Source organism: Providencia sp. PROV197, assembly GCF_028479625.1.
GTDB classification, from domain to species: Bacteria; Pseudomonadota; Gammaproteobacteria; order Enterobacterales; family Enterobacteriaceae; genus Providencia; species Providencia vermicola.
Map to the genome: position 1 here is coordinate 1 of NZ_JAMPNZ010000037.1, position 22938 is coordinate 22938.

General features: G+C 43.2%; 18 protein-coding genes. 5 read left to right on the top strand and 13 right to left on the bottom strand.

Annotated elements, in window-relative coordinates; genetic code table 11:
* Window positions 1–22 precede the first annotated feature (22 nt).
* The 11 genes from PR808_RS19080 to PR808_RS19130 all read right to left on the bottom strand — a co-directional run bounded on the left by PR808_RS19080 (window position 23) and on the right by PR808_RS19130 (window position 11015).
* Window positions 23–847: a YwqG family protein gene (locus tag PR808_RS19080; RefSeq protein WP_272539890.1), complete on the bottom strand. Its 825-nt coding sequence runs from the start codon at window positions 845–847 to the stop codon at window positions 23–25.
* Window positions 848–1105: 258 nt separating this feature from the next.
* The gene (gene purF, locus PR808_RS19085; protein WP_206082373.1) at window positions 1106–2623 is read right to left on the bottom strand and encodes an amidophosphoribosyltransferase; all 1518 of its coding nucleotides are present in this window, start codon (window positions 2621–2623) and stop codon (window positions 1106–1108) included.
* A gap of 14 nt (window positions 2624–2637) precedes the next feature.
* Window positions 2638–3141 carry a colicin V production protein gene (gene cvpA, locus PR808_RS19090; RefSeq protein ID WP_206082374.1) on the bottom strand — a complete coding sequence of 168 codons (504 nt, stop codon included), beginning with the start codon at window positions 3139–3141 and terminating at the stop codon, window positions 2638–2640.
* Between the two features lie 178 nt (window positions 3142–3319).
* Window positions 3320–3961: a cell division protein DedD gene (gene dedD, locus PR808_RS19095; protein ID WP_272539891.1), complete on the bottom strand. Its 642-nt coding sequence runs from the start codon at window positions 3959–3961 to the stop codon at window positions 3320–3322.
* A 5-nt stretch (window positions 3962–3966) separates the two neighbouring features.
* Window positions 3967–5256 carry a bifunctional tetrahydrofolate synthase/dihydrofolate synthase gene (folC, locus tag PR808_RS19100; protein ID WP_272539892.1) on the bottom strand — a complete coding sequence of 430 codons (1290 nt, stop codon included), beginning with the start codon at window positions 5254–5256 and terminating at the stop codon, window positions 3967–3969.
* Window positions 5246–6217 carry an acetyl-CoA carboxylase, carboxyltransferase subunit beta gene (accD, locus tag PR808_RS19105; protein ID WP_206082377.1) on the bottom strand — a complete coding sequence of 324 codons (972 nt, stop codon included), beginning with the start codon at window positions 6215–6217 and terminating at the stop codon, window positions 5246–5248. Before accD ends, folC begins: the two co-directional genes overlap by 11 nt.
* 104 nt (window positions 6218–6321) lie before the next feature.
* A complete protein-coding gene (locus PR808_RS19110) occupies window positions 6322–7008 on the bottom strand; it encodes a DedA family protein (protein ID WP_206082378.1) in 687 nt (228 codons plus the stop codon).
* Between the two features lie 65 nt (window positions 7009–7073).
* On the bottom strand, window positions 7074–7889 hold the full coding sequence (gene truA, locus PR808_RS19115; protein WP_206082379.1) for a tRNA pseudouridine(38-40) synthase TruA: 816 nt from the start codon (window positions 7887–7889) through the stop codon (window positions 7074–7076).
* A complete protein-coding gene (locus PR808_RS19120) occupies window positions 7889–8899 on the bottom strand; it encodes an aspartate-semialdehyde dehydrogenase (RefSeq protein WP_206082380.1) in 1011 nt (336 codons plus the stop codon). The genes truA and PR808_RS19120 overlap by 1 nt, the downstream gene beginning before the upstream one ends.
* Before the next feature lie 79 nt (window positions 8900–8978).
* Window positions 8979–10115, bottom strand: a complete 1137-nt coding sequence (gene pdxB / locus PR808_RS19125) for a 4-phosphoerythronate dehydrogenase PdxB (RefSeq protein WP_272539893.1) — start codon at window positions 10113–10115, stop codon at window positions 8979–8981.
* Window positions 10116–10193: 78 nt separating this feature from the next.
* Window positions 10194–11015 carry a helix-turn-helix transcriptional regulator gene (locus PR808_RS19130; RefSeq protein WP_225818938.1) on the bottom strand — a complete coding sequence of 274 codons (822 nt, stop codon included), beginning with the start codon at window positions 11013–11015 and terminating at the stop codon, window positions 10194–10196.
* Window positions 11016–11116: 101 nt separating this feature from the next.
* On the opposite strand from PR808_RS19130, the gene PR808_RS19135 reads away from it, so the two are divergent.
* Together PR808_RS19135 and PR808_RS19140 are read left to right on the top strand one after the other, a co-directional pair.
* Window positions 11117–12037 carry a DMT family transporter gene (locus tag PR808_RS19135; RefSeq protein ID WP_272539894.1) on the top strand — a complete coding sequence of 307 codons (921 nt, stop codon included), beginning with the start codon at window positions 11117–11119 and terminating at the stop codon, window positions 12035–12037.
* 364 nt (window positions 12038–12401) lie between these two features.
* Window positions 12402–17069, top strand: coding sequence for a tetratricopeptide repeat protein (locus tag PR808_RS19140; RefSeq protein ID WP_272539895.1), 4668 nt, complete (start codon window positions 12402–12404; stop codon window positions 17067–17069).
* 209 nt (window positions 17070–17278) lie between these two features.
* On the opposite strand, the gene PR808_RS19145 is transcribed toward PR808_RS19140, so the two are convergent.
* Window positions 17279–18709 carry a sensor histidine kinase gene (locus PR808_RS19145; protein WP_272539896.1) on the bottom strand — a complete coding sequence of 477 codons (1431 nt, stop codon included), beginning with the start codon at window positions 18707–18709 and terminating at the stop codon, window positions 17279–17281.
* The gene (tctD, locus tag PR808_RS19150; protein WP_206082386.1) at window positions 18706–19374 is read right to left on the bottom strand and encodes a transcriptional regulator TctD; all 669 of its coding nucleotides are present in this window, start codon (window positions 19372–19374) and stop codon (window positions 18706–18708) included. The genes PR808_RS19145 and tctD overlap by 4 nt, the downstream gene beginning before the upstream one ends.
* A 312-nt stretch (window positions 19375–19686) precedes the next feature.
* Between tctD and PR808_RS19155 the strand changes: the two genes are divergently transcribed.
* From PR808_RS19155 to PR808_RS19165, 3 genes are read left to right on the top strand one after another with little or no spacing between them, the layout of a single operon-like run.
* Window positions 19687–20661, top strand: a complete 975-nt coding sequence (locus tag PR808_RS19155; RefSeq protein ID WP_206082387.1) for a Bug family tripartite tricarboxylate transporter substrate binding protein — start codon at window positions 19687–19689, stop codon at window positions 20659–20661.
* A gap of 11 nt (window positions 20662–20672) precedes the next feature.
* A complete protein-coding gene (locus tag PR808_RS19160; protein WP_206082388.1) occupies window positions 20673–21104 on the top strand; it encodes a tripartite tricarboxylate transporter TctB family protein in 432 nt (143 codons plus the stop codon).
* 11 nt (window positions 21105–21115) lie between these two features.
* On the top strand, window positions 21116–22624 hold the full coding sequence (locus PR808_RS19165; protein ID WP_272539897.1) for a tripartite tricarboxylate transporter permease: 1509 nt from the start codon (window positions 21116–21118) through the stop codon (window positions 22622–22624).
* Window positions 22625–22938 lie beyond the last annotated feature (314 nt).

The following is a 22938-nucleotide window of genomic DNA, read 5'->3' on the forward strand; positions in this document are numbered from 1 at the left end:
GATGACGAGGATTTTAGGGAGATCAGCCACAATCCCAGTTATACACCACCCTGCTAAAATCCCTTTTCTTCAAATCTTCGGGATGAATAAAGAAATTCCCTACACCAATGTCTCCCCACAGGATCCCGACTTCATAGTCGCTGTTTATTTGTAGGAGCAACTCATATTGCTGAATATCTTCTTCGTACTCTCTTGGATCTGATTGCGTAAAGAATGGATAGCCACCAATACAATGCGCACCTGACGCAAAGGCATCACTGTATGGTTCAACCCAGTCATCATAAAAATCTTCGCCTTCAAACTGGTCTTCGTAGTCATAGAGGTTATCAACGCCCAATATTTTTTGCCCGAATTGAAAATCATCGATACTGATATATTGCTCTGTCGGCGTATACTCGATAGCACAGGTTTGGTCAACGGGCGTGTAATAGTCATCTGAGTGCGCTGCAATAACGGCGGAAAAGTCTTGGGTTAATTTCGCTGTATCTTCAATAATATTTTCACGGTAGATAATCCTAAAGTCCGCTTGTTTTTGGCGGTCTTCGAAATTAGCCCCATATAAATCATCACCGCCGATAAAAAATTGTAACAGTCCTTTTTCTGGGTAGTTTGCCAATTTAGGCATTTGTGAAAAGTTGATTTGTGCGAGCAATTTTAACGGAATTCCCTCGCTATCGATGGGGTAAGGTTCGTTCAGAGGTAAGTACGGCATTCCACCCACACGACTTTCCCACCACACATATTCTTCTATCGGTGTTAAGGTCATTTCAACAAGGTTTTTTTTCGTTGCTTTGATTTTATCTATGAAGGGTTTTATGACATCAGGAAGAGAATCGAAATCAGCCATACTTAGCTCCAAATAGGTTGTTAATTTCTTTCTAGCCTACTTGATTTTTTCGAATTTTAAATCAGATATAACTGCAACTTATTCGTTTATTTAAAGCAATGATAGAAAAAATAACGTAAGCCTATGTGGAGTCAATGTTCTAACGAGTTTGAGTAACAGCCTAGTGGCAAAGAAACTATCCCAAAGCGCATACAAAAGTATGTACTTGTTAGCTAAATGATGCCAACAACGCTGTCACTCAAACTATGAACGAAGATTTTAGCCTTCGTTATAAATTTCCAAATCCTCGACTTCACTCTTATCTTTTAACTTCAGCTCGTCGTCTTTTCGCAAATTTTCCAAATAATCTAAATAACCTTGGTCAATGTCTTTGGTAACATAAATCCCATCAAATACGGAACATTCAAACTCAGTAATTTCTGGATTTTCTTCACGAACAGCATCAACTAAGTCTGATAAATCTTGGAAGATTAACCCATCAGCACCAATTAATTTGCGAATTTCATCCACTTCACGACCATGAGCAATCAACTCGTTCGCATTTGGCATATCAATACCATAGACGTTCGGGAAACGAACTTCAGGCGCCGCAGAGGCGAAATAGACATTCTTTGCGCCAGCTTCGCGCGCTAGTTCAACAATTTGCTCTGAGGTTGTGCCACGAACAATGGAATCGTCAATTAGTAACACGTTTTTGTCACGAAACTCAGCACGGTTGGCATTCAGTTTACGGCGAACAGATTTACGCCGCTCTTGCTGACCCGGCATGATAAACGTACGGCCAACATAACGATTTTTCACAAAACCTTGGCGATACGGTTTATTTAATATATGGGCGATTTCTAACGCAATATCGCAAGACGTTTCTGGAATTGGGATAACGACATCGATATTTAAGTCTTCCCACTCACGCGCAATTTTTGCACCGAGCTTTTGCCCCATACGCAACCTTGCGTTATAGACCGATACTTTGTCGATGAATGAATCTTGGCGAGCAAAATAGACGTATTCAAAAATACATGGCGTCAATTGAGGGTTGTCAGAACATTGGCGTGTGAATAATTGACCTTTTTCAGTGACATATACCGCTTCGCCAGGTGCCACATCACGTAAAAATTCAAAACCTAATGTATCGAGTGCAACACTTTCAGAAGCGACCATATACTCATGTTCACCACTCTCTGTAATACGGCGTCCTAACACTAACGGACGAATACCGTGTGGATCACGGAACGCTAACATACCATGGCCAATAATCAGAGCGACACATGCGTAAGCACCACGCAGTTTTTTGTGCATCGCAGCCACTGCACTGAAGACGTTATCGGGTTCAAGGGGGAAATGGTCAAATCTGTCTAATTCATACGCCAGCACATTGAGTAAAATCTCAGAATCCGAGGTCGTATTAACATGGCGACGTGCAGTTTCAAACAAACTTCGCGTAAGTTCGTGTGCGTTTGTCAGATTACCATTATGAGCAAGTGTGATACCAAATGGTGAATTTACGTAAAAAGGCTGTGCTTCCGAGGCACTGGAGCTGCCTGCTGTTGGATAACGGACATGCCCTAATCCCATACAACCTTGTAACCGAAGCATATGGCGAGTTTCAAACACATCTTTCACAAGGCCATTTGCTTTACGTAAACGAATATTATTTTTGCCATCAATAGTGGCAATACCTGCTGCATCCTGCCCACGGTGCTGAAGCACTGTTAAAGCATCATAAATTGATTGGTTAACTGGTGTAACACCAGCGATCCCGACAATACCGCACATTTGGTCTTTCCTCATCAGCCAGACGGAGAAATGTTCTCCGGTAGGAAACTTGACGCATTTTGCAGGTAGTCAAAAAACCACCTGATAATATGACTGAACTGTGGAATAAATTCTGAACGCTGCCAATCCTCACTTTGAGGAAGCGGTGTAAAGGTATCGAGAAAAAACAGCAAGGCCGATACAATTAACACACCACGCAGCGCACCGAAGCAAATCCCCAGAACACGATCTGTGCCTGATAACCCAGTTTTTTGCACTAAAGAGCTGATCACATAGTTCACCACCGCGCCCACAATTAATGTGGCAATGAATAATGCGGCGATTGCAATGCCATTTCGCACCAGCACGTCCTCAAAGCGGGTAAAATAGTCCGCTAAATAAGGGTAAAATGTACTTGCGACAAAAAAAGCACAGCCCCATGTCACCAGTGATAGTGCTTCACGAACAAAACCACGGATCAAACTAACCAGTGCCGAGAAGCCAATAATGGCGATAATTGCGTAATCTATCCAGACCATATTTCATCCAAAATTCGCACTCACGACATCAGCGAAGTGCATTCTAACAGAAAACGAAAACGTTTGCGTAACCATTTTTCTATCAATTTACAAAAAATAGCGGCGAAAAGAAAAAATCATAATCGCCGCAGTAAGTTACTAAATCCCCTTACCTTTTAGGGATTATTGATTCTATTTATTAGGGTTTGAATGTTTGAATTATCCCTTTTGTTCCTGTTATCGCGTTAAGTTCAGGAAGCGCGGCTTCTAGCTTCTGCCGTGATGCCTCTGGCCCGACATAAATACGCGTGAGTTTATTGTTCACCGGTCTTGCTGGAACGGTATACACTTGGTAACCCGATAACCGCAGCTTCGCGACAATCTCCTCAACCTTGCTGGCATTGTTTAGAGCAATGACTTGAACAACAAATGCTTTGCCTTGCGGCTCAGGTTTAACCTCGGGTTTTGGTTCAGGCTTCGGCTGTGGTTTTGGCTCAGGCTTGGGTTCTGGCTCAGGCTTAGGTTCTGGCTTAGGTTCTGGTTTTATTGGCTCAACTGTCGCTGGGACGTTTGCCGCGACTTGTTCATTTTGCTGCTGGGTAATTGCTTCTGATAACATAGCCTCAGAAGCCCCTTCCGAAGAGGCGCTCGCGCTATTATGTGCTAACGGTGCAATTGCTTCGATATCTTCTTCATCACCTGGCTTTGGGATAATAGGAATGGCCGCAAATTCACTTTCATTATATTTCTTATCGCCATCAAGAAGTGCAGGAAGCACGATGACCCCTGCCGCAACCAGTACAATGACGCCAGCAAGACGATTTTGAAATTTACTAGCCACCAGCACTATCCTTTTTGGTTTTCTAATAACATCATGACATGAGCGACTGTGTGGAATGACCCACAAACTACAATCACGTCTTGTTCTTGCGCCTCAACACAAGCTTGCTGCCATGCTTTTTCAACACAATCAAACACATTAGCTTGCCGTACATGCTGGCTCAATTGAGCCACATCAGCCCCTCGAAACTCAGTTAATGGTGCGAGATACCAGTCAGTCACCTGCTGCGATAAACACTCAAGCGTGCCTTGAATATCTTTATCACCGAGCATCCCAACAACCGCACGAATGCGACGGCCATCAACCGCAGGTAAGCCAGCTAATTTACTCACTAAATACCCTGCAGCATGAGGATTATGTGCCACATCCAAAATCATTAATGGTTTCTCACCAATAATTTGGAAACGTCCTGGCAATTGAGCTGATTTTAAACCTTGATAAATGGCAGCATCCGTGACTTTTTTTGCAATATCTGCATCAATTTGCAGTAAACAGCTAATTACGCCTAATGCCGTTGCCGCATTCGCCAGTGGCACATTCGGTAATGGAAGATCATGCCATTCACGTTGTGAGCTCTGCCAAGACCAACTCGTTGCTTGTTCGCTGTATTGCCAATCTACACCACGACGGAATAAATGGGTGCCAATGTTGTCTGCATATTTCCCAATCGACTCTGGCATATCGGGTTCACCCACCACACCATAATGTCCTTGGCGGAAAATACCTGCTTTTTCATGACCGATATGTTCACGATCAGACCCCAGCCAATCCGTGTGGTCGAGAGCAATACTGGTAATCGCAGCGATGTCTGCATCCACCACATTGGTCGCATCTAAACGCCCACCTAAGCCCACTTCTAAGATAACGATATCTAAATGAGCTTGCTTAAATAATTGTAGTGCAGCCAATGTGCCATATTCAAAGTACGTAAGAGAAATATTTTTACGTTGTGCTTCAATGGTCGCGAAAGCCTCACAGAAATCAGACTCGGAAAGCTCCTGCCCTTGAATACGTACACGTTCAGTGTAGCGCACCAAATGTGGCGAGCTGTAAACCCCCACTTTTAGCCCCGCTGCTATCAAAATTGATTCTAGCGTATGGCAAGTGGTGCCTTTTCCGTTGGTACCTGTGACGGTAATAACGCGAGGAGCTGGTTGCGTCAGATTCATGTGCCGAGCAACTTGGCCGACTCGTTCCAACCCCATGTCAATGTTTTGACTATGCAGGTCAGTGAGATAAGAAAGCCAAGCCTCCAAAGGAGACTTGGCTGTAGGAATGATTAGATTACTCATCATCTTTTTTATGCTTTGCAGAATCCTTTTCTGGTTCTTCGGCACTGATCTCATCAATAGCATTCAGGTCGATTTCTACTGTTTCTGCCACAATGATTGGCGTTTCATTAAAACTTGGCTTATTCGTTAACATCGCCAAAATTTCAGCCAGGCGATCACGCATTTCAGGGCGTCGCACGATCATATCAATGGCGCCTTTTTCCAGTAAGAATTCACTACGCTGGAAACCTTGTGGTAACTTTTCACGCACGGTTTGTTCAATAACACGCGGGCCTGCGAAGCCGATCAGCGCTTTAGGTTCTGCCACGTTGATATCACCCAGCATCGCTAAACTTGCTGAAACACCACCCATGGTTGGGTCAGTTAGCACTGAAATGTATGGTAAACCGCGCTCTTGCATTTTTGCTAAAGCGGCACTGGTTTTCGCCATTTGCATCAACGATAACAACGCTTCTTGCATACGCGCGCCACCACTTGATGAGAAACACACGAGTGGGCAATTATCTTCCAACGCTTGTTCTACCGCACGGACAAAACGTGCTCCGACGACGGAGGCCATTGAACCGCCCATAAAAGAGAATTCAAACGCAGCGGCAACAACAGGCATCCCTTTCAATGTACCTTTCATCACGACCATCGCATCTTTTTCACCCGTTTCTTTCTGCGCTGCTGTAATGCGGTCTTTATATTTTTTGGAATCCTTAAACTTGAGAATATCTTTTGGCTCAAGTTCGCTACCGAGTTCTGTCGTAGAATTTTCATCAAGGAAAGTTTCTAAGCGCTGACGGGCATGGATACGCATATGGTGGTCACATTTTGGACACACAGATAAATTGCGTTCTAACTCAGCACCGTATAAAACTTGTCCACAGCTATCGCATTTAGTCCAAACCCCTTCAGGGATGTTGGCTTTGTGTGATTGGGTCAAGTTACCTTTCTTTAAAATTTTTTCAATCCAGCTCATTAATGGACCTTTTTGTCTGTTTCACTCTGGTTATCACCAGTATGTAATTTTTTGCCATTAAACCACAATGATATCTCACTGTAGATAAAAACTTTTTAAACCACTTAGTGGTTATCGATTTTTTGCGCTGCCGCACGCTTTTCTTTTGCAGCAATCCGACGATGACGAATAATTTCAACCACCCCCGGCAGAATTGAAACAAAGATAATCGCGACTATCAGTAATTTCAAATTCTTTTGTACGAACGGTAATTCACCGAAGAAATACCCTGCATAAGTGAATAATAATACCCAAATAAATGCGCCCGTCACATTATAAAATGCAAAGTGACGATAAGACATTTTGCCCATTCCTGCAACGAAAGGTGCAAAAGTTCTGACTATCGGCACGAAACGCGCCAGTATAATTGCCTTGCCACCGTGTTTTTCATAAAACGCATGGGTTTTATCTAAATAAACACGACGAAAAATCTTTGAATCCGGATTTTTAAATAATCTTTCACCAAAAATACGCCCAATCGTATAGTTTACCGCATCGCCAATAATTGCTGCGGTAATCATTAACGCCACCATCAAATGCACGTTGAGTTCATTACTGTCCAAGGACGAAATAGCGCCCGCAACAAATAATAACGAATCTCCTGGCAAAAATGGTGTGACCACTAACCCTGTTTCGCAAAATAGGATCAGGAACAGAATACCATATACCCACGTGCCATAATCTCTGACCAGTTCAGCGAGGTGCACATCAATATGTAAAATAAAGTCGATAATAAAACTGATAAATTCCATATAATCCTCATTAATAATAGCATCCGTGCTATTTGCAGTAATTATGAGATAAAGTTAGCGTCGATTTACATCAGTTCATCTTCGAGAAAAAGAGGCCCCATGACATGACTGGGGAGCGCAAATTTCTCTGGATAATCCACACTGACCAAATAAAGCCCTTCCGCTTTTGCCGTGGCGGCAGCTTTAGTTCGGTCTTTTAATTCAAGAAGATGAGCCATCCAATCAATGTCTTGATTGCCACAGCCAATCTCCAACAAACTACCAACAATGTTTCTCACCATATGGTGTACAAACGCATTGGCTTTAATATCCACCACCACATAATTGCCGTGGCGGCTCACATTGACGTGCATAACATTACGCCAAGGTGTTCTAGACTGACACTGGACTGCTCTGAATGACGTGAAATCACGCTCGCCTATCAGTGCTTGTGCCGCTTTGTGCATCCGTTTTTCATCCAGTGGATAATGAAAATGCGTCACGCCATTGGATAAGATGGCAGGCCGATAGCGGTGATTAAAAATCACGTAGCGATAACGACGCGCCGTTGCACTAAAACGCGCATGGAACTCATCACCCACAGGTTGGCACCAACGTACCGCAATATCTGGCGGTAAATGCGTGTTAACACCCATCGTCCAAGCGGCTTCTTTACGCTCAACTGACGTTTCGAAATGCACAACTTGCCCTGTTGCGTGAACACCTGCGTCTGTCCGACCCGCACAAAACACGCCAATCGGCTCTGCGGCGATTTTCGACAAGGCTTCCTCAAGACAACCTTGTACACTTTTCACTTCTTGCTGGCGTTGCCAACCAAAATACCGACTGCCGTTGTATTCAATACCTAACGCGATACGATGCAACTTTGTTGACTCGGACATCAGTAAAACAGCTCCTGAGCGAGTTTTTCCGCTGTTTCAACTGCCATTAATGCACCACCGAAACGCACGTTGTCCGCGACTGACCAAAACTGTAAAATCTCGGGGATCCCGTAGTCATTGCGCACACAGCCAATACTGAGCAGGTCGTTACCTGACGCATCTGTCACTTGTGTTGGATAATCACCCTCTTCTGAGACCTGAATATCATCAAAACGTTCAAATTCATCGTTCGCTTCTTCAGCGCTAATCGGGCGCAGCGTTTCTAAATGGACAACTTGTGCATTACCATAAAAAACAGGGGATTGGATAAAACTGACTGCAACAGGTAAGCCATCGTCCTGCAACACTTTACGCACCTGTTCAACTAAGCGGCGCTCATGTATGACACTGCCTTCCATATCCGCCAATAGCGGCAGCATATTAAAGGCTAATTGCTTACTAAAGCGCCCTTCTTCCGCTGGAATACCATTCAATAAACGTGCGCTTTGCCCTGCCAGTTCATCTACCGCCGCTTTACCGTAGCTTGAAACTGATAGCATATTGGTTAATGTGATACGGCCTAAACCCGCGGCATCCACTAACGGTTTAATTGCTGTCAATAATTGGCTAACTGCGCTATCTGCTAACGAAATAATATTGCGATTACGGTAATCCGCTAATACTTGCGGGTTCACGGCAGGTACAATTAATGGCACATCAGGTTCTTGAGCAAACACACCGCTGGTATCAATCACAATGCAGCCATCTTGTGCCGCGGACTCTGCGTATTGCAGCGTTGCCGCTTCGCCTGCCGCGAAGAAAGCCATTTGGGCTTGTGACCAATCGAAGTCTTTGGCATCGTTTACTTGAATACTTTTACCATTAACACGTACGCTCTCCCCCGCACTGCGTTCACTGGCCAGTAAATACAGCTCGCCGACTGGGAATTCTCTTTCTTGTAATAGTGAAATTATTGCTTCACCCACAGCACCGGTTGCACCCAATACTGCAATATTCCAACCTTCAGTCATGGCTATTCCTCTAAAAAATAAAAAATTAAATGACCTCAATAATTGAAGTCATTTAATCAGATGTTCATCTTACTGAAATCTATGATTGGTGAATTAAGTTCGCCTTAAAACCGAGCTCAGTGAGTAAAGTGGCTGTTTGCGGGTCATCACAAATCACATTCAGGGATGACCACTCACGGCGTTCTTGGTAATTTTTGCGCAATTTATCAAATTCACCTTTGATACCAGCAACAGCTCTAAGTGCTGCATCATCACGGCGCACATCATACACTAGATGTACTAACCTTTTGAGCTGGTTTTGCGTTAATTTACCATTAAGAGCTAATTCGCTAATATCAGGTTTTGGCAGTAGCGATGAGAGGGAAACGTGCGCCGATTTACCGAGAAATTGGCAATAAGCTTCATAAACTTGTGTCGTTCCACGCGCTTTCCCCTCTAAGGTATAACCTGCAATATGTGGCGTACCGATATCGACTAAATGGAGTAAGTCGGTATTCAAATCAGGCTCTGGCTCCCAAACATCCAGTACGACACTGATTTTTTTTCCTTGTTGAAGTACTGCGAGTAACGCTTGATTATCAACGACCTCACCACGGCTAGCATTGATTAAAATAGTCCCTTCACGCAAGTTCTCTAAGCGGATTTTGTCCATCAAATGGAAGGTTTGGTCTTCCCCTGCCATATTCAGTGGTGTATGGAAAGTCAGCACATCGGCCTTAGTAAGCAACTCATCAAAAGCCACAAATGGCCCTTCTTCGCCTTTTGCTGCGCGTGGTGGATCGCATAACACGGTTTTCACACCCCATGCGTTCAAGCGCGTGGCTAAACGACCACCCACATTACCGACGCCCACGATCCCAACGGTTTTATCCCGTAAATCAAAGTTATCGCGCTGTGCAAGCAGTAATAAAGACGAAATCACATATTCCACCACAGCAATGGCATTACACCCTGGTGCAGAAGAAAAACCAATATTGGCAGTGGACAACCATGCCGTATCCACATGGTCAAATCCTGCGGTTGCGGTACCGACAAATTTAACAGGTGTCTTATTCAAAAGTGATTCATTGACTTTGGTGATGGAGCGAACCATTAATGCATCTGCATCAATGAGTTCTTGTTCAGGGATCGGGCGTCCTGGTACGGCCTTAACGTCACCTAGCTCACTAAACAGTGCCTGAGCGTAAGGCATATTTTCATCAACTAAAATTTTCACGCGGTATGTCCCAATGATTGACAATTTATCTCTGTATCACAATATTTTGCCACGGTTTAATCTCGATGCCTACGAGAGTTAGCGCTCCAGACCAAAGTTATCATCCATCGCAAATTCTTTCACACGGAACCGGTCAGGTGTCACCCCTGAAATTTGTTGGAACATCGCAATAAATGCAGATGCCGAACTATATCCCACATCCAACGCCACTTCATGCACACTTTTTCCTCTTTCCAAGCCTGCAACCGCATGTAAATAACGTAAACGTTGCCGCCATTCACTAAACGACATACCGAGCTCTTGTTGGCAGCGCCTTGATAGCGTACGCTCTGAGGTATAAGAACGTTTTGCCCATTGGGCCAGTGTCGTGTTATCTGCGGGGTCGTTTTGCAGCTCTTGCAAAATCGGGGCTAAAAATTTGTCCTTGGTGGCAGGTAAATAAGTGTCTTGGCATGGGGAGAGGGAGAATTGGTCAATCAAAACATGGGCAAGGCGCAAATCTTGTTCTGTTTCGGGTTGAACAACACCCCGCTGGTACATATCCGTCATAATAGATTGAAATATCGTACTTAAACGAACCACGCACGGACGCTGAGCTAATACATCATTATATTCATGCGAGAAATCCACGATGCGAAATTTGACACTTTCTTTATTAAAGCTAGCATGGGGAATATTCGCGGGGATCCAAATACAAAATTCAGGCGGTGCCAAGTAGTGCTTGCCAGCCACTTCCATTTCCATAATACCGCACACGACATACAGCATCTGCCCAAATGGATGTGAGTGTGATTTGTACTCAGTGAGTGCAGCGGTTTGTTCGTGACGAAATGCAATAAGTTCAGGCTCAATTATATTGCATTCACTAATGTGCCAAATATCTAATTTTGAATTTCCCATGATACCTGTCTGAAAAGCGTTATCGATTGTCTGATTATCAGTATATCTAAAAAATCGGTCAGATGTATACTGGATCACATTCGATATGGGAGAATGTTTTAATGAAGAATTTGCTTTTTCCGCTAATTGCGGTTTTATTGTGGTCAATCAATGCCATTGTGAACAAAGCAGCGTCCACTGCCATTGACCCCGCAGCGATTTCCTTTTACCGTTGGGCACTTGCATTAGCCGTTATGACCCCCTTTGTTCTGCGCTCAGTACTGCGCCACCACAAAGTAGTGATGAAACATTGGTGGCAATTGGCCATTTTAGGGGCGCTCGGGATGATGCTATACCAAAGCTTAGCCTATTATGCCGCCCACAGTGTTAGTGCAACATTTATGGGAATAATGAACTCATTAATTCCATTACTTACAGTAATCATCAGTATTTTTGTACTGCGCGTAATCCCAACAGTCGGTATCGTTCTGGGTTCGGCTTTGTCGCTGTTTGGTTTATTGTGGCTAGTCAGTCAAGGCAATCCAAGTACGTTGCTATCCCACGGGTTAGGCCAAGGCGAGTTAATGATGATTGTTGCCTCTGCGGCTTATGCACTCTATGGCGTGCTGACAAAACGTTGGGCAATTCAGCTCTCTAGTTGGGACTCACTCTATGTGCAGATTTTCTTTGGGGTGATTTTACTGTTACCAAACTTCTTAATGGCCAATGACGTGGCACTGAATAGTCACAATATTGGGTTAGTCATGTTTGCAGGGATTGCCGCCTCCATTATTGCTCCAGCTTTATGGATCCAAGGGGTGATGCGTTTAGGCGCAAATACTACATCTATATTTATGAATCTCGCGCCTGTATTCACTGCAATTATCGCTATTTTCGCCTTAGGTGAAGAGCTAAAAAGTTATCATTTAATCGGCGGAGGCGTGGTATTACTGGGTGTCATGTTAGCGCAGCAACTACGTACTCCACTCACACACATGTTCCGCCGTGAAAAAAAGGTGGTTCAAAAGGATACTTGTCAGTAGAATAGAATTACAAAAGCAATAAAGCAATGTCGTCACTCATATGCCCCACATTGTGGGGCTATGTTTGAAAGTCCCTCACAAAAGAATCCCTATATTTCTCTCTCTTTTTTACTTTTTTCGTCTCTTTTTTATCAACATTAATGCTTTGTGACATTTTAAAATCACTCAGTTATTCATTATTTTCCTACCATTGGTAATCTCAAAACCATCTTATTGCCCATTGTAGACAAAATCCGATTGAAACTTCTTCATAAGCAATTAGACTTAAGCCAAATTAAATACCTCTTTAGTAGTATTAACTCAGAGTGCCCATTGAACACAGGAGCGTGGCAAATAACCTGATAAGCCATGACAAGGAAAAACCATGACTAAACAGTTTAAGATGGTATTGTTTGTATTGATAATAATTGCTATCGCAGGTGGCATTTATTTTATCAATGCATCAAGCCAATCCAACCCAGCTCAAGCTGGGTATGACTTATATCAACAAGGTGATACTAAAGCCGCTGTTGAGCAATTTCAAAAAAATGCCGATAAAGATCCTCAATCTGCCTATGCCTTAGCCATGATGTATAAAGATGGAATTGGTATTGAGCCTGATGATGAAGCGGCGCAGCGTTATTTGATCAAAGCCGCTGAAGCTAATAATAAAAATGCACTCTATAACCTAGGTTATTACCGTTATAACCGTGAGATGGATGATACCCCAAACGATAGAAGCGGTCTCGTTTCCCTCACAAAAGCAGCTGATTTAGGTGTAATAGAAGCACAAGAGTTAGTGGGCAGTGTGTACATGGAGGATAGATACGACGAAATTCCCCAAGACATCAAGCTAGCGCGCCACTACTTTACATTAGCCGCTGAGCAAGGCTCCAAAATATCAAAATTTGCACTGGGTTATATCGCCCATCAATTTGACAAGGACAATAAAAAGGCAGTTGAAATCTTAACACCGCTAGCTAGCAAAGATTTTCCATTCCCTGCCATGTTGCTGGCCACGATTTATGAACAAGGTGGCGATGGGATCGCACCAAACCCTGCGTTAGCCAAAAAATACGAACGCATGTCATACTCCTCTACGTTCGATTATCTTTCCCAAAGCAATGACAGGGAGCCAGCACCTTTATCATTGTATGGTTCGCAAACTGCTGAAGAAAAACAACAAATTATTACCAACCTTGAAGAACGAGCCAGTAAAGGCGAAGAATACGCTATTTACACGTTATATCACAAATACAGTGTGGGAGAAGACGTCAAACGCAGTGAATTACGCGCTATGGCGTATTTGCGCCCTCTAATACAACAAAAGAAACCTAAGGCACTGTACCTCAGTTACCTTGCAGACAATAGCAAAATTAAAGCGCTAACTGAGGCTGCGGACCAACAATATCCAGACGCGATGTATGAAGCTTATCGTGCTTATTCAGGTACTATTTTCAATTCAGTTGAACGGAATGACGCTTTAGCCAATAAATACTTAATCTCAGCGGCGGATTTGGGGCACCAAGAAGCGCTTATAACCATCACCCAACGCGCCATTTCTGACTATAATTTTCCCACTAAAAAACTCAATGAAACCGTGGCAAAATATCTGCCAGAATTAATGAAGAAGTACCCAAACTCAGCAAAGGCACAAATTCTTGCCAGCCAAGTTTATGGTACTAAAGGCAGTGTATTATATTCCCCAGAAAAATCTTTTGAGGCGACAGAAAAAGCAAACCGCATTCAGCCAAGTTATGAAACACAAATGCAACTTGCTCGCGGCTATATTAATGGCTTTGGAACAGAAAAAAACCTCGAAAAAGCCACACAAATACTGAAAGATAACTTAGATTCACGGGGCTACCCATCCACCGCAGAACGCATGTTAGTTCATTTATACTATCGTTATGATATTAAAGCATTTGTGGATGAAAAAACGATTGTTGATATCTTAAAAAAAGACGTTATTGAACGCGATAATGACGCATTAGCCCATTATTATGCAGACTATTTACTACGCCAAGATGCAGAAAACAATAAAAAATTAGCCTTTGAACTGTATGAGAAAGCAAGCAAATACGACTATAACGGCCGTGTCTATTACGCTGCTGCCCTGCTCAAATATCAACCCACTGAAACCAATACCATCGCCAATATACTTGTCGATTTATTAGACTCGCCTCGAGCCAAATCAGAGTTAACCCCCGAAGAACTCGCCACCGCCTATGATGTTTTATTTAAAACAGGCTTAAACCGCAGAGATACGAAGGCCATACTGGTTAGATTAGCGGCCAATGAGAAAAATACCGAAGCACAAAAATTAATTGAGCCACTGATTGGTACAGACGCAGATATCACTTATCAGTATGGTATTACGCAACTTACAAACTTAAAAAATGTAAGTGCCCTAACGAATGACGAACTCAAGCCTTATTATGACACTATTTTAAAAGCCGCAGATTTAGGAAGTACCTCCGCGATTTTATATATTGCACAAAACCTTGATGGCGTGAATTACATCAATGATAAAGCCTATTATAAAGACCGCTTCCAAGCCATCTCTGGGTTAACGTCTAATGACCTCGTTCCGCAGTATAAGCGCTGTGCAGCATTAGGTAGCAACCGCTGTTTATATGAGTTGGGTGAAATTTACCAAAAAGGCAATTATGGGGAAGATGCTAACTATGATCTCGCCATGGAATATTACAACAAAATATCCGACCCTGATTTCAGCTTTTTAAAATCACGCAAAAGAGAAATTGAAAAAGCGAGAGCCTCGTTTATTACCATTCAGGCGAATGCAAAAAACAATGACCCTGATGCCATTCGCACCCTCGCCAATGCCTATAAATTCGGTAATTATGGGCAGAAGGTCGATAAGCAAAAATGGCAAGAATACCTAGAGAAAAGCGCCAAGCTGAATAATGAAACAGCACTTGAAGAGTTAATTGATTATTATAATGAAAATGAAGAACTTCAACGTGCAAACAAAAGCAAAATTATTGGTTATTACGACCAATTAGCTGCCCTTGGTAGCAAAAACTATACCCGTGAACTGGCACACCAATATTTAAATGGCAGCCAATTAGTTGATGTTGATCGTCAAAAAGCCCGAGAATACTACCTAAAAGCAGGTAGTTGGGGCAATCAATACATCAAGTATATGGATGACTTTGATATTGGCATGCAAACGCTAAATGAAAGTGCGGTTGCAAAATACAAAGTGGGCCGCGCCTATTTATATGGTAATGGAGTGAAAGAAGACCGCCAGCAAGCCATGAAATACTTGAAAATGGCCAGTGACGACAATAACGATAACGCAATAATCCTCTACAGTGAAATGCTGTATTTGGGCGAACTCTCCGCAGATAAGAAAACGTTAGTTGTTGAACCCAATTGGGATGAAGCCATTGTTTATCTGAGGAAACATTCCAACCCAAGCCGTGTTGAAGAATACACAAAACTGTATGACACCACCGTGGTACCTGCACAAAATGGTGATGCAGAGGCGGCTGAAAAATTAGGGGATTGGTATAAATCCCGCGGTCACGCCCCTGCTGCGCAGCTTTGGTACAAAAAAGCCATTGCTGGCGGTAACCTCGCCGTTTATCCATCACTGGATAAAGTGACAGAAAATAGCCAAGCCAAACGCCAAAACTACCTTGATGGCACCGCGAAAGGCGATCTGTTTTCTAAGGTACAACTTGCAGGCGATTACTTGTACGATAGCAGCATCACCTTAGAGTCTGACGAATACAACGCTGCGATCCAATACTTGCAGGAAGGGATGAAATCGACTGATGAGGCGCTTTCAAAACAGGCGTTCAATTCCTTAGCAAATTTGTACCAAAACGGTATCCGCAGTGAAAAAAATGATCTAAATCGCAGCAAAGATGATAAAAAATACTTTTCTTTACTTGAAAGTGAAGCCCAAAACCGCCCTGATGCTCTCAAGCGTTTGTATTCCTATTACGCCAGTAGTGATCCACAAAAAGCCTTAGAATATCTGGAGCAAGCCTATAAAAAAGGCGATATGGGCGCAATCAAAATGCTCTATGAAATTAACTCTCCTGGGCGCTACTGTTCCAATAGTCGTAATACTGACATGGATAAGGCAGGTGCCTATCTGAAAGAGTGGTTAGAAAAAGGCAAGTTCGAAAAAAACACCGATAGAACCTTTATTCAAGAACCTGAAGATTTGTCTCGTGCCATGGGTGACCTCTACCTTAAGGGGGAATGTGATGTTGAGCAAGATCTTGATAAAGCCATTGAATGGTTTGAAATATCCTTGAAATACCATGATAAATACGCCCTTGGTAGTCTTTATGATGCCTATACCCGTAAAAATGATGCAAAACAAGCGTATTACATCGCCTTAAGATTGGAAAAAGATACTGACAATATTGAGTTGATGAATAAACTGTCAGCAGAAGATAAACAAAATGTTGATAAACGCTTTAAAGAAGAGCAAGACTTCCAAAAATATGGCCGTTTTGCAAAGGAGATTGAAGCTAAGCGGGTTAAAGCAGAAGCAGGCGACAAAATGGCCGCGTTCTCCTTAGGGATCAACTATGCCCGAGGTGAAATGGTTCCCGAAGATACGCAAAAAATGATTTACTATTATGAGCTTGCAGGAAAAAATGGTTACCCTAGAGCCTACAATATTCTTGGCAATCTCTATCGCAAAGACAATGAGCGCGGAATAGAAAAGGACTTCGTAAAAGCCCTGTATTATTTTGATTTAGGCGCCCAGCAAAATGACAGTAATACTGCGCACCTAGCGGGAGATATGCTGTACTTTGGGCAAGGTATGCCAAAAGATTACGACCGAGCAGCCAAATACTACGATATGACCAATTTAGAGCAAGGTGCCCACCATGCCATGGCAAAATACAAACTTGCCTATATGTACTATAACGGCTGGGTTGGTAGCAAAAGTAAAGAAGATCTGCAAAAAGCCCACGACTACCTTGAATTAGGGGCTAAATACCAAGATAAAGACTCCATCAATGCCTTAAAAAAATGGGATTTTAGTGCACTGAAAAAATAGATGATAAAAATAAGGGCGTTCAATCAATAGCGCCCTTCAAACTACGGAAAAACCGATTAGGTTTGGCTGTAGGTTGGAGATGTTTTAAAAATAAACTAGGAAAATCAATTTATTGATTTTCGGCTAATAACACAAAGCAGGAAAAACCACGTTTTTATCCTGCTTTGTCAACAACATCAAGGGCGCGCAATCAATAGCGCCCTTATTTTTTAACGAGTTGGCGCATAACTCGCTGTAAAAGCAATACGCACAAGCAACCCACCCAATAATTCACTTTTGAGTAATTGCGGTTCCGAATCGTGGTAACTGGCAATATCTTTTACTAACGCCAAACCAAGCCCAGCGCCCTCTTTACCCAATGCATTATTCAATCGTGTAAACGCCTCCATAGAACGGCTAATTTTCGCATCGGGGATACCAGGACCTGAATCCTCAATTTCTAAAACAAGCTGCTGAGTACTTTCATTATTCACTACACGCACCGTCACCACACCGCCTTCAGGGGTATATTTAATGGCATTATCAATTAAATTGGCGCACATCTCGGCTAGCAAAATAGGTTCGCCTTTAATCCAAGCGCTATCAAGACCTTCATAGCCTAAGTCAATTCGCTGACTTTCCGCTTGCCCGAGTCGGGTAAAACACGCCTGATGAACAATCTCCACTAAGTTAATCGCCCTGTATTGGCTAACCGCCGATTTTTCATGTGCTTTTAAGCGGGACAATTGCAAAAGTCTGTCTGTCAGCACAATGGTGCTATCCAATGTTTGATTAATCGCTTGTAAACTTTGCTGGCGTTGACTTTCATCACCGCTATTAATGGCAACAGACACTTGCGTTTTTAACACCGTCAGTGGGGTTTTTAATTGATGGGAAGCATCTGCACTAAAGCGTTCTTGCCGCCTAACCATGCGTTTTAACCGTGAAATATAACGGTTGAGCGCCTCAATTAATGGTGATAAATCAGACCATGGCAATAAATCAGGTAATGGCGTCAAATCATTTGCTGAACGCCCTAACATCAAATTCGATAGTTTCTTTAGGGGTGTCAAAAGCTTACTTAATAAGATATAGGCAAGTAACAGAGTTAAAAACACCACTGTTCCTTGGCTCATTAATGCCGATATTAATAATTGATTAGCTAAATCTTGCCGTGAATAGACCGTTTCTGCCACGCGAATTTCCACCATTCCCGTGATCCCACCTTCATTAATAGGCTGAAAAAATGTCGCAATCCGAATAGGTAAACCTTTATATTCAGCATCATAGAAATAAACCAATGCAGTATAATGCTGAGAACGCATCCAATAAGGGGGAATGGGAGGTAGGTCATCATAACCCGAAATAGTTTCACCATTGGGGGAAATCACTTGGTAAAAAATTCTGTCGTTATTGTTCAATTCAAAACTGTCGAGAACAACATAAGGTACACTCACAGATAGATGATTATCAATGACTTGTAACCTTTCCGCAACCGTTCTTGCAGAAGCCAAAAGCGTGCGATCGTAGGCCAAATTCGCGGCATATTTCGCACTATAATAGTGGGTATACACTGAAAAACTACCCAATAAAATGAGCGGGATACCGAAAAAGAGCAGCAACTGATGAAAGAGAGAGCGTGGATGAGAGACTAATTTCATACACTACACTGCTCTAGTCGGTATCCCAATCCGCGTAACGTATTGATATTAACATCTGAACCCGCTAATTTTTTTCTCACGCGGTGCACATATAATTCAATACTTTGTAAATTGGCTTCATCTGACAACGAAAAAACCTGCTCAAATAGTTGTGTTTTTGAAACAGGACGCCCTCGTCGATGGAATAAAGTGTTTAACACCGCATATTCCCTTGGCGTAAGCCCTAATGGCTCTTGGCGCAATAAAAAATAACCTTCCTCATGGTAACACAGAGAGCCAAAACGCTGAGGTTCATTAACCTGCCCTTGGCTGCGCCTTAAAAGTGCACGAATTCGCGCTTCTAGCTCAGCGATATCAAACGGTTTGGTGAGGTAATCATCCGCCCCTGCATTCAATCCCTGCACGCGATCTGCCACGTCAGAGTTTGCCGTTAACAGTAAAACTGGCGTTTCTTGGTGACGTTTGCGCATTTGCGCCAAAACTTCAAGCCCACTCATTCGTGGAAGTGATACATCCAGAACAACTAAAGTATAATTTTCTGTCTGTAACAGCTGATCCGCAATCGCACCATCAGGCGCAACATCCACGGCAAAGCCAGAGGATGTTAAAGCCTTTTGTAACCACAACGACAATTCATCATGATCTTCAACCAATAAAATTCTCATACGCACACTCATTATTATTACTTATTGGTATACGTTGGCATTACCCATCATGAATGAAAAGCAGTTGTCATCATTTTTACTGTATTCATCACAACTATGACGTTGCAAGTACGTTAATGGTGTTAAATTAACATTAAATTAACATAACAAAGAAGCAAAAATATAAAACAATCTGATATATATCACATAAAAATAATATTATTTGTTAATGAAAGGTAAATGAAAGCTTCCTCGGCCAATCATGAGCTCGCAAACACAATAAGAAATCTACAAGTTGTTCCTCTAATTATTGGCTTAGTAAGGAAATAAAGAATGAAAAAGTTCACATTAAACACCTTAGCAACAGCAATATTTTTAGTTGGTATGAACTCAGCAGCCGCGCTCCCTGAGCGGACTGAATGTATCGCCCCTGCCAAACCAGGGGGTGGGTTTGATTTAACTTGTAAGCTCGTCCAAGTTTCCATGTTGGAAACCAAAGAAATTGAAAAACCGATGCGAGTGACCTACATGCCTGGCGGAATTGGTGCGGTTGCCTACAATGCCATCGTGGCACAGCGCCCTGCTGAACCAGGTACAATTGTCGCTTTTTCTGGCGGTTCGCTACTCAATCTCGCTCAAGGTAAATTTGGTCGCTATAACGAAAATGATGTTCGTTGGCTTGCCAGTGTGGGCAGCGATTACGGCATGATAGCCGTTCGTGCTGACTCCCCGTATAAATCCCTCAAGGATTTAATGGATACCTTTAAAAAAGACCCCAATAGCATTGTCTTTGGTGCAGGCGGCTCCATTGGAAGCCAAGACTGGATGAAAACCGCGTTACTCGCAAAAGCCATTGATATTGACCCGCGAAAAATGCGCTACGTGGCTTTTGAAGGGGGCGGCGAAACATTAACCGCGCTACTGGGTAACCACATTCAAGTACTTTCAGGGGATATCAGCGAAATGACCCCGTATATCAATGAAGGCAAAATCCGCATTCTTGCCGTGTATGCAGACAAACGTCTTGGTGACGGTTTAGCGGATATTCCAACCGCAAAAGAACAAGGCTATGACATTGTTTGGCCGATTATTCGCGGGTTTTATATGGGGCCAAAAGTTTCCGATGCAGATTACAACCAATGGGTTGAAGCATTCCAAAAACTGCAACAAACCGACGAATTCAAAAAGCAACGCGAACTGCGCGGGTTATTTGAATACAACTTAACAGGGCAAGAACTCGATAGCTATGTGAAAAAAGAAATCGAGCAATATCGTGAGCAAGCCCGTGCATTTGGTTTAGCCAAATAACGGAGCCGACGATGAGCCAACGCATATTTGCTCTAGTCTGGCTGATATTGTGTGTCATCGGAATTTATATTGGCTGGGGGATCCAAAGTGAGTTCTCTTATGAACCATTGGGCCCCCGCCCATTTCCGGTTGCCATACTCTCCTTAATGGCGATTTGTGCGCTTGCCTTACTGTTTGGTAAGCAAGAAGCCGTTGAGTGGCCAAAACCTTATGTACTGCGCCGCCTTGCTCTATTAATTTTATCCTTAGTGATTTATGCATGGGCGTTTGAGTGGCTTGGTTTTCCAATCGCCACCAGTTTATTGACCATCAGTGTCGCGCTGTTATTTGGCGCAACCCCCATCGCTGCGGTGATTTCGGGGCCTATTCTTGGCATTTTCCTCTTCTATGCCTTTGATAAGCTGTTGGATGTGACTCTGCCCATTGGCAGCCTACTGAGTTAAGGAGCGACAACATGGAAACTTGGATGTATCTATCACAAGGTTTTGAGGTTGCCCTTGTTCCTCAAAATATCTTGATTGCCTTGATAGGCTGTTTTATTGGTACCGTAGTGGGTATGTTACCTGGTTTAGGCCCCATTAATGGCGTGGCGATTTTGCTGCCACTGGCCTTTGCCTTGAAGCTCCCTGCCGAGTCTGCACTGATCTTGCTAGCCACCGTTTATTTAGGTTGTGAATATGGCGGACGAATCTCCTCTATTTTACTGAATGTACCTGGTGATGCCGCCGCGATAATGACCACGTTAGATGGTTACCCGATGGCAAAACAAGGTCGAGGTGGCGTGGCACTGTCCATTTCCGCAGTCAGTTCCTTTATTGGTTCAACCATTGCCATCGTCGGTATCATTTTGTTCGCCCCACTACTTGCCCAGTGGTCACTCGCCTTTGGGCCAGCCGAATACTTTGCATTGATGGTATTTGCCATCGCCTGCCTAGGTAGCATGATGAGCCAAAACCCAATTAAATCGCTACTCGCTGCGCTAATTGGTTTATCTCTTGCCACTGTTGGGGTAGATGCAAACTCTGGGGAATACCGTTTTACATTTGATAGCGTGCATTTATCGGATGGCGTGCAATTTATCGTTGTCGTGATTGGTTTGTTTTCTGTCAGTGAAATTCTATTGATGTTAGAAAGCACGGCGACTGGGCAAGGCCTAATTCGTAAAACAGGCCGAATGTTGTTTAACCGTAAAGAAGCCAAAGCCTGTGCTGGCCCTGCCCTGCGCTCGTCATTTATTGGTTTCTTCGTTGGGGTATTACCTGGCGCTGGTGCCACGATTGCCAGTGCCATCACTTACATGACTGAGAAAAAAATCAGTGGTGAAAAAGGTGACTTTGGTAATGGTGATGTACGAGGTGTTGCCGCACCAGAGGCAGCCAATAACGCTTCTGCGTGTGGTTCGTTCATTCCGATGTTAACCCTTGGGGTACCAGGTTCAGGGACAACCGCCGTCATGATGGGCGCATTAACCCTGTATAACATCACACCTGGACCTGGTATGTTCACTGAACAACCTGACATCGTCTGGGGGTTGATTGCCGCCTTACTGATTGCCAACGTGGTGTTGCTAATTATGAATATCCCGTTAATTGGCTTATTCACCCGTATGTTGACTGTACCCCTTTGGTTTTTAGTTCCTGCCATCGCTTGTGTTTCTGCGGTAGGGGTTTATGCGGTTCACAGCACCACATTTGACTTACTGTTGATGATGGGGCTTGGGATATTTGGTTTTATTTTGCGGAAAATGAACTTCCCCCTTTCCCCGCTGATTTTAGGCTTTGTACTCGGTGAAATGTTGGAGCAAAACCTGCGCCGTTCGTTATCTATCAGCAATGGTAATTTCGATATCCTCTGGAGCAGTACCATTTCACAAAGCTTATTAATCCTTGCGGTGTTAGTACTGGTACTGCCACCAATTATTAAGCGCATTCGTAAACGTAAACAGCAACACGCTCTCTCTTAGCTCGCCCCTGCGAGTACCTTCTCTGTAAAACTTTGCCCCAGATTGCTTTCGGGGCATTTTTTTGCTTATCAATAAACAGGAAGCTTTATGTAACTCAGCAATATCACATTTTTATTGTGTGCGCTTTCACCGTAATATACATACTTTGACTCTGGAATTGGCATGGGCAGTGGTGTTTTAGGGTGTTTAATAAACAGCGGAAACGGCTTATTATTGTTAGATACACATTTAATTTTAACTGCGAATAGGCTTTTAATGCTGTTTATTAAAGCACTACCTAAAATTTTTAAGTCATTTTTCCAAATTTTGCATCG